The following is an 11845-nucleotide window of genomic DNA, read 5'->3' as shown; positions in this document are numbered from 1 at the left end:
GCCGACGTGACCGGCGAAAAGGATATGCAGCAACGAGCAGCTCCGACTGTGAAGACCGGACGGCTCAGCGAGCGGCAGAAAGATATCATCCAAAAGTTTGCGGCTCTCGCCAGCCTTGTTGTCCTCACTGCCTTTTTCTCTGCAACCAGCAGCGCCTTCTTCACCGTCGGCAACGGCATGACGATTGCCCTGCAGGTGACGTCGATTGCGCTTCTGGGGATCGGCGCGACCTATGTCATCATCACTGGCGGTATCGATCTTTCTGTGGGTTCCGTCCTGGCGCTGGCGGGCGTCGTTGCCGCGCTGGCGGTCAAGGAACTGCAACTGCCGGTCTGGCTTGGCATGGTGCTAGGTATCCTGACAGGGTCGCTCTGCGGGATGATCAACGGCATCGTCGTCACCAAGCTGAGACTGCCTCCGTTCATTGCCACGCTTGGCATGATGCTGATTGCCCGCGGCGTCGCGCTGCAGATCACCGGTGCCCGCGCCGTCTCAGGTCTTGGCGAAAGCTTTGGCGTTCTCGGCAATGGGTCGCTGCTTCGCTTCGAGTCGATTGACGAGCAGGGTTTTCCGGTCGTGGCTTTCCCCGGAATCCCATACCCGGTCGTCCTGATGATCATCATTGCTGTTGCGTCCGCCTATGTGCTGAACCGCACCGTCTTTGGTCGTCACGTTTATGCAATCGGCTCCAATGCGGATGCGGCACGGCTTTCCGGCGTCAACGTCTCGCGGGTCACCATCTACACCTACCTGATCTCGGGCACCCTGGCCGGTCTTACAGGCTGTGTGCTGATGTCCCGTCTCGTGACGGCGCAGCCCAACGAAGGCGTCATGTACGAGCTTGATGCGATTGCAAGCGCGGTGATTGGCGGCACCTCGCTGATCGGTGGCGTCGGCACGATCTCCGGCACCTTCATCGGCGCCTTCGTGATCGGCATCCTGCGCAATGGCTTGAACATGAACGGCGTCTCGGCCTTCACGCAGCAGATCATCATCGGACTTGTGATCCTGGCGACCGTCTGGATCGACCAGTTGCGCAACCGCCGCTGAGGAAGATGTCGGGAAGGGGAAGCACCTTCCCCCGCTTTGGACCCCGGTTCGGGTCCCGTCTTGTGGAGGAGAAAATGGGAAAACTGAAAACTGTGCTGCTGGCCTCGGCTATTGCGCTTGCAAGCGCATCCGCGGGTTCCGCCGGAGAAATTGCCGTCATTGTCAAGACGGTCAACTCGACCTTCTGGCAGAACGTCCAGAAGGGTGCAGATGCCGCGATTGCTGAAGTCAAAGACAAGCATACGATGACCTTCCAAGGACCGGCGTCGGAATCTGCGATCGCCGACCAGGTCAACATGGTCGAGAATGCCGTCAACCGTAAGGTGGAAGCGATCCTGCTGGCGCCGTCTGATCCGGACGCACTGGTGCCGGCGGTGAAGAAGGCATGGGAAGCCCGCATTCCGGTCGTCATCATCGACAGCCAACTCGCCGACGGCGCCGACAAGTATTACCAGTCGTTCCTTGCCACAGATAACAAGAAAGCCGGCGAACTCGCAGCACAGGCACTGATCGACAAGGTTGGCACGACCGGGAAAATCGCCGTTATGTCTTATGTCGCCGGTGCCGGCTCGGAAATTGGCCGCGTTGGCGGTTTCACCGACTACATCAAGGCGAATTCTAAGCTTGAGATCGTCGGGCCGTATTATTCGCAGTCCCAGATGGCCACTGCGCTCAACCAGGTGACTGACGTGCTGGCGGCCAACAGCGACCTGAAGGGAATCTTTGGCGCGAATGAGCCCACCGCGATCGGCATGGGCCGTGCAATCAAGCAGGCCGGCAAGAGCGGCCAGGTGATTGCCGTCGGTTTCGATGGAAACCAGGACCTGCAGGAATTCGTCAAGGACGGCACACTGGCGGCGACCGTCGTCCAGGGTTCCTATCAGATGGGTGAGATGGGCGTGGCGACGCTGGTGAAGATCCTCAACAAGGAGAAGGTAGAAAAGACCATCGACACTGGCGTTGTTGTTGTCACCAAGGACAACATCGACAAGCCGGAAGCGCAAAACGTCCTCTACTAAGAGGTGGATCCCGGCGCGCGGGCTGATGTTCGCGCGCCTCTTCCAGACCAAGATCAGATATAAGGGCATCATGAAGGTTTCGGACAAGCGCAAGCTGCGCAATCGCGACGTCTCGTTCACGCTTATGGGGCTTGGTTGTGCCCAGATGGGCAATCTTTACCGCCTCACCAGCTATCAGGAGTCGCTTGGTGCATTTGAGGCCGCATGGAATGCCGGCATCCGCTATTTCGATACGGCGCCGTTCTATGGATATACGCGCAGCGAACGCCGCCTCGGCACGATGGTGACGGATCAAAAGCGTGATGACTATGTGCTGAGCACCAAGGTCGGCCGCATCATGGTGCCCGATGCGACGGTTGGGCCGGAGGAGGACGCTTATGTTGAGCCGCTTCCGTTCCGTCCAACCTATGACTACAGCTACGACGCGGTCATGCGCTCATTTGAAGCGAGCCGGCAGCGGATCGGCATCTTCGCGCCCGACATTTTGTATGTCCATGACATCGGCCGCGCCACACATGGCGATCGGCATCAACATTATTGGGATCAGCTTACAACAGGTGGCGGGTTCCGTGCTCTCGGTGAACTGCGTGCTGGTGGCCTGGTGAAGGCCGTAGGGCTTGGGGTCAACGAATGGCAGGTGGTCGCGCAGGCCATGGACGAGTTCGACATTGACGTCACCATGCTTGCCGGTCGTTACACCTTGCTGGAACAGGAGAGCCTTCCGCTTCTGGATCGTTGCCAACGAGAGGGTGTCGGTATCGTTATCGCCGGTGCCTTCAATTCCGGCCTTCTGGCCGGCAACCGGAAGTTCAACTACGCCGACGCTCCCGCTGAAATTCTTGCACGCGTTGACGAAATCGAGGCTGCTTGCAAGGCCGAAGGTGTTTCCATGCAGGCCGCGGCGCTGGCCTTTCCAGCACTACATCCGGCCGTGGTCACCATCGTGTCGGGCGCTCGCAATGCAGAGCAGATGAATGCCAATGTAAGCTGGTTCGGACAGGACATTCCCGCTTCTTTCTGGAGCCGGCTCAAGGACAGGGGCGTCATTGCTGCCGATGCGCCTATCGAAGGTGCCGTTTAAGATGGTCATCGATGCGCATCAGCATTTCTGGCTGCTGAAGGACCGTCTGGGCGCTTGGCCTCCCCCAGAGCTCGCTGCCATCCATCGCGATTTTCTCCCCGCGGACCTCATTCCGGAGATGAAGACTTCGGGTGTTTCAGGCACGGTGCTCGTGCAATCGCTGCCGAGCCTGGAAGATACACGGTTTCTGCTCGAGCTTGCCCGCGATCATGACTTCGTTCTCGGCGTCGTCGGCTGGGCAGATCTGAAGGCGCCTGACGCACCGCAAGTGATTGCCGAGCTTGCCAAGGCTGACAAGCTGAAAGGCCTGAGGCCAATGCTGCAAGACCTGGCGGATCCGAACTGGATCGATGATCCGGCGCTGGCGCCGGCGGTGGAGGCCATGATCGAGCATCGCCTGGTTTTCGACGCGCTGGTTCTGGAACCACATCTCCCGGCACTCCACGCGTTCGCGTCACGGTATCCTGGCCTGCCGATCGTGATCGATCATGGCGCAAAGCCTAGGATTGCCTCGGGGCACTTCACCGGCTGGCGGCATGCGATGTTGCGGCTCGCGAAGCTTTCCCATGTGCATTGCAAGCTGTCCGGATTGCTCACCGAAGCCGGCGAACAGCGCCAGGAGGCGCTTCGGCCTTACATCGAGACAATTCTGGAACTGTTTGGCGCGGAGCGGGTGATCTGGGGCAGCGACTGGCCGGTGTTGAACCTCGCCGGTTCATATTCGGGATGGATCAACCAGTGTCTCCACATTGTACCGCAAGCGGATCAGGATGCGATCATGGGCGGCAATGCGATCCGCGTTTATGGGCTGAAGGGGTACTGAAATGCAGAGAATGGGCATGGTGATCGGCCTGCAGCCGGACAAGGTTGAGGAATACAAGGCACTGCACGCGGCGGTATGGCCTGAGATCCTGCAACTGATCTCCAGCTGCAACATCCGCAACTATTCAATCTTCCTGCGCGAGCCGGAGAACCTATTGTTCGGCTACTGGGAATATCACGGCACTGATTTTGCAGCCGACATGGCAAAGATGGCTGCGAGTGAAAAGAACCAGGAATGGTGGTCCTACTGCATCCCCTGCCAGAAGCCGCTTGAGACCCGGGCGGAGGGTGAATGGTGGGCCATGATGGATGAAGTATTCCATCTCGATTGAGGGCGGTGCGCATGACCGTCGACGGGATCATTCTCCAGTTCGGCACGAGCCGCTTCCTTCAGGCGCATGCCGACCTTTTTCTTCACGAGGCGGCGGAAGCGGGGCAGGCGGTCCTGCCTGTCACCATTGTCCAGACATCCGGCTCGGCCGAGCGGGTGGGGCGCCTTGCTGCCTTCTCGGATCCCGACGGATTCCCGGTCATCATACGCGGTCTTGAGGATGGCCAAAAGGTCGAACGACGAGTGGCGGTCAAAAGCGTCAAACGCGGGTTGTCGACGGCAACACATTGGCCGGAGATTGTGGATCTCTTTGCCCGTCAATCGCGGTTCATCATCTCCAACACGGGTGATGCGGGATATGAAGTGTCCAGTGACGACTCCGGTTCGCTTGACGGGAGCGAACCAGCCGCGTCCTTTCCGGGGAAGCTGGCGCAGCTGCTTCATGCGCGTTTCCAGGCAGGCGGTGAGCCCATCACCGTTTTGCCTTGCGAACTGATCAACGGCAATGGCCCCGTGCTCAAGGCGCGGGTGATGAGGATCGCGGAGCGGCGTGGAGATGAGCCCGCCTTTCTGGCCTGGCTTGATGCCCACGTGATCTTTGCCAATACGCTGGTGGACCGCATCGTGTCCGAGCCGCTTGAGCCGGCAGGCGCTGTCGCCGAGCCTTATGCGTTGTGGGCTATCGAGCGAGCGCCTGGTCTCGTTCTGCCGTGCCGCCATCCCTCCATCCAGCTTGTGGACGACATAGAGCCGTTCGAGAGGCTGAAGCTGCATATCCTGAACCTGGGACACACCGTGCTTGCCGAGATCTGGCTTGCCGAGAACAGGCGCAAGGACGAGTTTGTCCGCGAAATCATGTCAGATCCTGCCGTGCGCGCGCGGTTGCTCGACATCTATGACATCGAGGTCATGGGCGGTTTTGCGGCTCAAGGCATGGGTGAACAGGCACGAGCCTATGTCGCAACCACACTGGAGCGTTTCGACAACCCTTTCCTGGATCACCGCATTGCGGACATCGCCAGCAACCACGCCCTGAAGGTCGCGCGGCGCCTTGGCGCCTTTCTCAAATGGTCGAAGACGCCGTCACCGAAGCTTCAGGCCATCGTGGATAAGTATCCGCATGCCTAGATCGTTCTGTCCGCACTCCCTTTGGCGGCTCCGCTCACGCCGGACATGATCTTCTCGAAAAACCGGATCTGTTCGTCGCTATCCTGGTACGCCTGCTCGAAGATGAGCCGGTCTTCCCGCCGCACGCCTTTGCCCTTCTTCGTCAGAGCGGTGATGGCCCTAGAGGGCGTCTTGAGTGTCAGCGTCATCGCAAGTGCTTTCGGACCGGCTTCCAGCTTTGTGATGCCTAACCGTGCTGCGACAACTTGCAGCCTCGTTGTACGCAACAGAAGCAGCACGTCCTGCGGGGGCTCGCCAAACCGGTCCTCGAACTCTTCTTCCAGGTCGTTGATCTCGCGCAGTTTGGACGCCCGCAGCAGCCGGCCATAAAGGTTCAGTCTTACCGCCGGGTCCGAAACGTAATCGGTGGGTATGGTTCCCACGTTGCCGAGGTTCAGGATGGGTCGTTCCTGGCTGACCACGGGCTGCTTGCGCAACTTTGCCACCGCAGCAGCGAGCAACTGTTGGTAGAGGCCCGTGCCGATCACCTTCATGTGCCCGGCCTGATCCTCTCCTGCGATATCCCCGCCGCCGCGCAGGTCCAGGTCGCGGAGGCTGATCGCAAGACCCGCCCCCAGGCGATCATGTTCAACAAGTGTCGAAAGCCGCAGCCGTGTTTCTTCAGCCAGTTCGGCTCCTGCTTCGGTCAACAACGTCGCGACGCCTTGTGCCGCGCCGCGGCCGACGCGGCCGCGCAACTGATGAAGTTGCGCGAGCCCGAAGCGGTCGGCATGCCAGACGAACATCGTGTTGGCGCGCGGCACGTCGAGGCCGTTTTCGATAATGCTGGTGGCGAGCAGGATGTCGCCATCGCCCTCGGCAAAACCAACGATGACCTCATCAATCTCCGCCGCCCGCATCTTGCCATGAGCGACTTTGACGGAAAGTTCAGGGACGATCTTCCGCAAGATCGCCTCAACCTCCTCAATATCCTCGATGCGAGGCACGACAACGAAGCTCTGTCCACCGCGCCGATATTCGCGCATCAGGCCGGTCCGCATGGAGGCCTGGTCAAAATCGGCGAGTGAGGTGCGGATCGGCCTGCGCCTCGCTGGAGCCGTTGTCAGGAGGCTTACCTCCTGAATTCCCATCATCGCCGATTGCAATGTCTGCGGTATCGGCGTCGCTGACATGATGAGCGTGTGAAGGGTGGGCGCGAGCTTCGTCATCGCCCGCTTTTCCTTTACCCCGAACCGATGTTCCTCATCCACGATCAGCAAAGACAGGTTGGCGAACTGGACGTCCTTTGCAAGAAGCGCTTGCGTTCCCACGACAACGCCCATCCGGCCTTCGGCGAGCGCCGTCTTCACCTCCTTGGCTTCGCTGGACTTGAGCAGGTGAGACAACATGCCAACCTCAACGCCCGTCTCCGCAAAGCGACGCCGGAACGTGGTGAAGTGCTGGCGGGCCAGCACAGTGGTTGGTGCGATCAGCACCACCTGTCCGCCGGAAAGTGCAACGGCTGCGGCAGCGCGTAGTGCAATTTCGGTCTTGCCGAAGCCAACATCTCCGCAGACCAGGCGGTTCATCGGGCGACCGGAAGCCAGATCGGAAAGAACAGCCTCGACCGCCTCCGCCTGATCCTGCGTCTCCGTAAACGGGAAGCGGCGGATGAAAGCGGAGAATGCCGCACGCGGCGGCACGAAAGTTTGCGCCTGCGCGTCCAGCCGCTGTTTGGCCAGCTTCAGCAGATGCCGCGCGGTGGACTGAATATCGGCGGCCATCTTCTCCCGCTTCTTCGCCCAGGCGTCGGTATGGAGGCGATCAAGCGTGACGGCCTCGGGTTCCGACCCGTACCGCCACAGTTTGCCGAAGTCCTCCATGGGCACAAGCACGGAGCCGTTGTCGCGATATTCCAGGCGAGCGGCATCTCGTGCAGCGTCCTCCACCGTGATGCTTTCAAGATCCTTCAGAACGCCTACGCCGTGGTCTTCATGAACAACGACATCGCCGATCTGAAGTTCGGGTTCGGTGAGCAGCCTGTTCTGGCTGCCCTTTGTCCTGATACCACCGGCCGCGGTGAGAACCACGATGTTCCGTTCCGGATCGATGAAACCCTCATTCAGATCGCACGATAGCTTCAGCAGGCTTCCCGGCTTTGCCTCGAGCACCTGCTCCCATCGATCAACGGTTCGAGCCTCTGTCCCCGCGGCCTTCGCAAGGCGCCGGAAAAGCGTGCTTGAGCCGTTGCTCCTCCCGGCAACCACGACCGTGCGCCCTTCGGCCATGCTTTCGCGAGCGAACTTGGCTAATGCCCTTCGTGGATCACCGTCGGCCGGCGCCACCGACAGCTCTCCTGCCGCAAGTGCCAATACATTTGCTGATTTGCCGACGCATCGACCCCATTCCTCACGATCGAGGTAGATCGATCGAGAGGCGGAGGTCTCGGTTTCGCCGAAGCTCTGGCGGGACTGGTAAGCGTCCCCGATGATCTCGAGATATCGACCAACCCGCTCGTCCGCATCCGGCGCAAGAAGCACTTTCGCATCGCCCAACAGGTTGAAGACAGACGGCATGTCCTGGTAGAGGCGCAGAAGCACGCGCTCCATCGTCTCCTGTTTTGACGCCAGTTCGTCCATGACACCGTCACTCGGAATGGCTTCCGAGGCAGGACCGATGGTTACCCGCTCCAGATAACTTTCTGTCCGTTGCGAGACCCGGTCAAAACCTCTCAATTCCTTGACCTTGTCGTCCTCGGACAGGACAATCCGCATCGGGCCTGGCGCGCCACCTGGGTAGATGTCGATCACGCCGCCTTCGCGCACAACCAATTCGCCAGGATCGTCGGCGACGCCTTCTTCCACATATCCGGTCCGTTGGGTGAAGCTGGAAAAAGCCTCCCGATCGAACGGCTCTCCCACGGCAAGCTCCATCCGGCTATCCGTGATGACGCCCATCGGCGGAACCCGTTGAAGTGCTGCTTCCACCGAAGTCAGCAGGAGGCGCGGTGTGTCGCTCGACGTTTTCCAGATCCGCAACGCGTCCATGCGCACGCCCATGCAATGCCGCGATGGCGGCACGCGATCATACGGTAGGCAGTCCCATGGCGGCAGAACAAGTTGTTCGAGCTCGGGAAAAAGAGCCGCGATGGCCTCGGCAATCCTCGCAGCAGCACTTTCGCTCCGCGCAATATAACAAAGCGGTTGTTCCGACTCCTGAAGCAGGGTGACAAGCCGGGTTGCTACGAAGCCCGGAGGCGACTTCGGGCTTCGTTTCTCTTCGGCGGCGGCAGGCGGTGCTGTGGTTTTTTCATCTCGGGACGCAACAACGCTTTCCATGTACCTGCCATTCCTTCGTCAGCCGGCACGCTTGCCGGCTTGCAAGAACGGAGTTTTGAAGCGCCCGTTCCCTCGGCAGCCCATTTAGCCTCTCATCGACGATCATGGTTCGGGCACTCGATAGAAGGGCGGAAGCGCGTCACGTTTGCGGAATGCGAGCGATCACCTTGATTTCGAAGTCAAAGCCGGCGAGCCAGTTCACGCCGACGGCGGTCCAGTTTGGATAAGGCTCCTGGGGAAATATCCTGTTCTTCGCTGCCAGCACGACCTCGAACTGGTTCTGAGGGTCGGTGTGGAAGGTGGTGACGTCGATGATGTCGTCGACGCCGCAGCCCGCCGCCTCCAGAACTTCCTTCAGATTGACGAATGCCAATTGCACCTGTCTGGGAAAATCGGGTTCGGGGGAGCCATCTTCGCGGCTGCCGACCTGGCCGGAGACGAACAGCAGGTCACCCGAGCGGATGGCCGCTGAATATCTGTTGATCTCATAGAGCGCTTGTCGCCGGGCCGGAAAGATCGTTTCGCGCTTGGTCATTGTCTTCTCCTGTTGTCGGGGCGGTGTTTGTCAGCCGCGGACCAGAGATAACAATTGCTCATCCATGGGATTAGACGTTGAAATACGGATGGGTTGATGCAAAAATCCCAGCAATCATGCGCCCCTCGCTCAACGACCTCAGCGCCTTCATGGCGGTCGCCACCCATCGTAGCTTTCGGCGCGCGGCGGATGAACTTGGCACGGCGCCTTCCACACTCAGCCATACGGTGCGTGCTCTTGAAGAGCGGCTCGGCGTGCGTCTCCTCAACCGGACGACCCGCAGCGTTTCACCGACGGAAGCGGGTGCCGCGCTTTTGGGCCGGCTGCATGGTGTGATGAACTCGCTCGACGAGGCGCTTGATGCGACCGCGGCGTTCCGAGGAAGTATCGCAGGGCGGGTGCGGGTAAATGCACCGCGCGTGATCGTCGGTTATCTCGTGCGCGAGATCCTGCCGCTGATGGCGGAGCGGTTTCCGAATGTGAAGGTAGACCTCGTGGCCGAGGGCAGGCTGATCGATATCGTATCGGCCGGCTTCGATGCTGGTGTACGCCTCATGGAGACGATCCCGAAGGACATGATCGCGGTGCCTTTCGGCAAGCCCGTGAGTTTCCAGTGCGTCGCCTCGCCTTCCTATCTCAAGCGAGCCGGAGAGCCTCAGCTTCCGGATGATCTATCCAGGCATCGCTGCGTTGGCCATCGGTTGCCGAGCGGAAAGCTGTATCGCTGGGAGTTTCAACGGGCTGGAGAAGAGGTCGTCGTCGAGACGGACGGCGCGGTCGTGCTGGATGACGAGGACCTGATGGTCGAAGCCGCGACAAAGGGTTTGGGGATCGCCTATGTCGTGAATTGGGTCGCCGAACGTCCCATTGCTGCAGGCCAGTTGAAGCCAGTGTTATCCTCCTGGATGCATGGGCCGGAGAGGATGGCACTCTATTATTCCGGCCACCGTGCCGTCCCGCCGGCGCTGCGCGCTATCCTCGATACGGTCAAGTCCGCGCCCGATCAATGAAGCGACGAGCTTCTGCCGGGCGCAGACCTGATCTGGTCAGTCATCGCGCTTCGAGAAATACAAGTCATCAAGGCCTCGTCGGAGCAGGTCCTGATGCGCTTCTGATCCGTCGACCGGCAGGAGCGTGCGCCTCCTGATCTTCCATCGCCCCTCAACCCGCTCAAGCTCCCAGCGGTTCACCACCGCACGATGGATCCGGTAACCGGTCGAGACGCCATGGTTGGGGAGGTTTCTTGGCTGACCCTCGTGGTCCAGATGCACGATCTGAAGATATGACGTCACCACGGCCTCATCGCCGCGAAGATCAATCAACGGCAGGCCCACGAAATGGGCAAGGCCACTGGCGATTGCTTCATGGTGCTCCGGTCGTTCGATGAAGGCGGCTATATCCGAAGCTCCGTTCGCGCCATCCAGCGTCGGGCCACGATCAAAAACACCATCCTCCTTGTAGACAGAGCGGGTGTAGTCCGAATGACTGGTATCGGCGCTCGGTGGATGAGAGGCAATCAGCTCATAGATCGCGAGCTTGTCTTCGATGATGCGCAGCCGGCTTTCGACGCTGTTGAGGTCGAGTCTATCCATATCAATATCCTAGCTGTTGATCACATGAAGTGGACTGCTTGACCGTTGATGCGGTCGCGAGAGACGCTGCGGACGTGCCGCCGCCGGCTGGCTCGCGCGAACAGAGATAGCAGTTGCGTCGCAGTTAGTTACTCAGCCGTCCGTCGACAAGGTGACCGGCTTCCATGCGTCGAGTTCCTGCTTCAGACGCGCAATCCGCTCCGACACCAGCCGGAAGGCGTCACTTCCCAGCAGCAGTTGTGGCGGCGGATTGTCCGATTCGATCAGGTTCAGCACGGCGGTTGCAAGCTTTTCTGGATTGCCAAGTTGCTTGCCGCTGACTGCCTGGCGCGCCTCGCGTATGGGGTTGAAGAGGGCATCGTAGTCCGCAATCGACCGGTCGGCGCGCACCATGGAGCGCCCGGCCCAATCGGTCCGGAAGGAACCCGGGCAGAGCGTCGTGACATGCACGCCGAAGGCAGCCATTTCGGAGCGCATGACTTCGGAAATGCCCTGCAGCGCGAACTTGCTACCACAGTAATAACCGATCCCGGGCATGGTGATCATGCCGCCCATGGATGTGACGTTGACGATGAAGCCGCTGCGACGCTCGCGAAACCGCGGAATGAAGGCCTTGGCGACTGCAACGGCACCGAAGACGTTCACGTCGAATTGGCGGCGCATGTCGTCAAGCGACGACTCCTCGATTACGCCTTCATGGCCGTAGCCTGCATTGTTGATCAGAACATCAACCGGTCCATGCTCCTCGTAGACGTGGCCAACGACTGGCTGGATGCGCTCGAACTCCGTCACGTCACAGAGGACCGTGCTGGCTGTCGGGACCTTCTCCAGAAATCTTGCGTGTGCGGCTTCCGACCGGACGGTACCGATCACCTTGTGTCCCATCTGCGCAGCCGCCGATGCGATTGCCAATCCGAATCCCGAATTGGCCCCGGTGATGAAGATGGTTTTCTCTGTCATGTTGCCTACT

Annotated in this window: 11 protein-coding genes; 7 read left to right on the top strand and 4 right to left on the bottom strand. The window is 60.1% G+C overall.

What is annotated here, in order from left to right:
* Positions 1–24 precede the first annotated feature (24 nt).
* The 6 genes from CYG48_RS17155 to CYG48_RS17130 all read left to right on the top strand — a co-directional run bounded on the left by CYG48_RS17155 (position 25) and on the right by CYG48_RS17130 (position 5431).
* A complete protein-coding gene (locus CYG48_RS17155) occupies positions 25–1050 on the top strand; it encodes an ABC transporter permease (RefSeq protein ID WP_245450630.1) in 1026 nt (341 codons plus the stop codon).
* Between the two features lie 74 nt (positions 1051–1124).
* Positions 1125–2069: an ABC transporter substrate-binding protein gene (locus CYG48_RS17150; RefSeq protein WP_118851811.1), complete on the top strand. Its 945-nt coding sequence runs from the start codon at positions 1125–1127 to the stop codon at positions 2067–2069.
* Positions 2070–2139: 70 nt separating this feature from the next.
* Complete coding sequence (locus CYG48_RS17145; protein WP_118852814.1) at positions 2140–3150, top strand: aldo/keto reductase; 1011 nt, start codon at positions 2140–2142, stop codon at positions 3148–3150.
* A gap of 1 nt (position 3151) precedes the next feature.
* The gene (locus CYG48_RS17140; RefSeq protein WP_118851810.1) at positions 3152–3973 is read left to right on the top strand and encodes an amidohydrolase family protein; all 822 of its coding nucleotides are present in this window, start codon (positions 3152–3154) and stop codon (positions 3971–3973) included.
* A gap of 1 nt (position 3974) precedes the next feature.
* The gene (locus CYG48_RS17135; protein ID WP_118851809.1) at positions 3975–4304 is read left to right on the top strand and encodes an L-rhamnose mutarotase; all 330 of its coding nucleotides are present in this window, start codon (positions 3975–3977) and stop codon (positions 4302–4304) included.
* An 11-nt stretch (positions 4305–4315) separates the two neighbouring features.
* Positions 4316–5431, top strand: coding sequence for a mannitol dehydrogenase family protein (locus CYG48_RS17130; protein ID WP_118851808.1), 1116 nt, complete (start codon positions 4316–4318; stop codon positions 5429–5431).
* Here the strand turns inward: CYG48_RS17130 and CYG48_RS17125 are convergent.
* Both CYG48_RS17125 and CYG48_RS17120 read right to left on the bottom strand, forming a co-directional pair.
* On the bottom strand, positions 5428–8457 hold the full coding sequence (locus CYG48_RS17125; RefSeq protein WP_245450575.1) for a DEAD/DEAH box helicase: 3030 nt from the start codon (positions 8455–8457) through the stop codon (positions 5428–5430). The genes CYG48_RS17130 and CYG48_RS17125 overlap by 4 nt on opposite strands.
* A 430-nt stretch (positions 8458–8887) precedes the next feature.
* Positions 8888–9283 (bottom strand): RidA family protein, encoded by a 396-nt coding sequence (locus CYG48_RS17120; RefSeq protein ID WP_118851806.1) that lies wholly within the window; start codon positions 9281–9283, stop codon positions 8888–8890.
* A 113-nt stretch (positions 9284–9396) separates the two neighbouring features.
* On the opposite strand from CYG48_RS17120, the gene CYG48_RS17115 reads away from it, so the two are divergent.
* Entirely contained in the window at positions 9397–10293 is an 897-nt protein-coding gene (locus CYG48_RS17115) for a LysR family transcriptional regulator (RefSeq protein ID WP_118852813.1), read from the top strand.
* Between the two features lie 36 nt (positions 10294–10329).
* On the opposite strand, the gene CYG48_RS17110 is transcribed toward CYG48_RS17115, so the two are convergent.
* Together CYG48_RS17110 and CYG48_RS17105 are read right to left on the bottom strand one after the other, a co-directional pair.
* Positions 10330–10875 carry a nuclear transport factor 2 family protein gene (locus CYG48_RS17110; RefSeq protein ID WP_118851805.1) on the bottom strand — a complete coding sequence of 182 codons (546 nt, stop codon included), beginning with the start codon at positions 10873–10875 and terminating at the stop codon, positions 10330–10332.
* Between the two features lie 132 nt (positions 10876–11007).
* Positions 11008–11835: an oxidoreductase gene (locus CYG48_RS17105; protein WP_118851804.1), complete on the bottom strand. Its 828-nt coding sequence runs from the start codon at positions 11833–11835 to the stop codon at positions 11008–11010.
* Positions 11836–11845 lie beyond the last annotated feature (10 nt).

Origin of the sequence: Neorhizobium sp. SOG26 (assembly GCF_003491345.1) — a bacterium.
Lineage (GTDB): Bacteria > Pseudomonadota > Alphaproteobacteria > Rhizobiales > Rhizobiaceae > Neorhizobium > Neorhizobium turbinariae.
The sequence above is the reverse complement of the archived record's forward strand: the minus strand, read 5'-3'. Positions and strand labels throughout refer to the sequence as shown.

Bases quoted from the DNA above. Each gene is read 5' to 3' on its own strand.
- CYG48_RS17155 (WP_245450630.1), top strand. From the start codon at position 25: ATGCAGCAACGAGCAGCTCCGACTGTGAAGACCGGACGGCTCAGCGAG.
- CYG48_RS17150 (WP_118851811.1), top strand. From the start codon at position 1,125: ATGGGAAAACTGAAAACTGTGCTGCTGGCCTCGGCTATTGCGCTTGCA.
- CYG48_RS17145 (WP_118852814.1), top strand. From the start codon at position 2,140: ATGAAGGTTTCGGACAAGCGCAAGCTGCGCAATCGCGACGTCTCGTTC.
- CYG48_RS17140 (WP_118851810.1), top strand. From the start codon at position 3,152: ATGGTCATCGATGCGCATCAGCATTTCTGGCTGCTGAAGGACCGTCTG.
- CYG48_RS17135 (WP_118851809.1), top strand. From the start codon at position 3,975: ATGCAGAGAATGGGCATGGTGATCGGCCTGCAGCCGGACAAGGTTGAG.
- CYG48_RS17130 (WP_118851808.1), top strand. From the start codon at position 4,316: ATGACCGTCGACGGGATCATTCTCCAGTTCGGCACGAGCCGCTTCCTT.
- CYG48_RS17125 (WP_245450575.1), bottom strand. From the start codon at position 8,457: ATGGACGCGTTGCGGATCTGGAAAACGTCGAGCGACACACCGCGCCTC.
- CYG48_RS17120 (WP_118851806.1), bottom strand. From the start codon at position 9,283: ATGACCAAGCGCGAAACGATCTTTCCGGCCCGGCGACAAGCGCTCTAT.
- CYG48_RS17110 (WP_118851805.1), bottom strand. From the start codon at position 10,875: ATGGATAGACTCGACCTCAACAGCGTCGAAAGCCGGCTGCGCATCATC.
- CYG48_RS17105 (WP_118851804.1), bottom strand. From the start codon at position 11,835: ATGACAGAGAAAACCATCTTCATCACCGGGGCCAATTCGGGATTCGGA.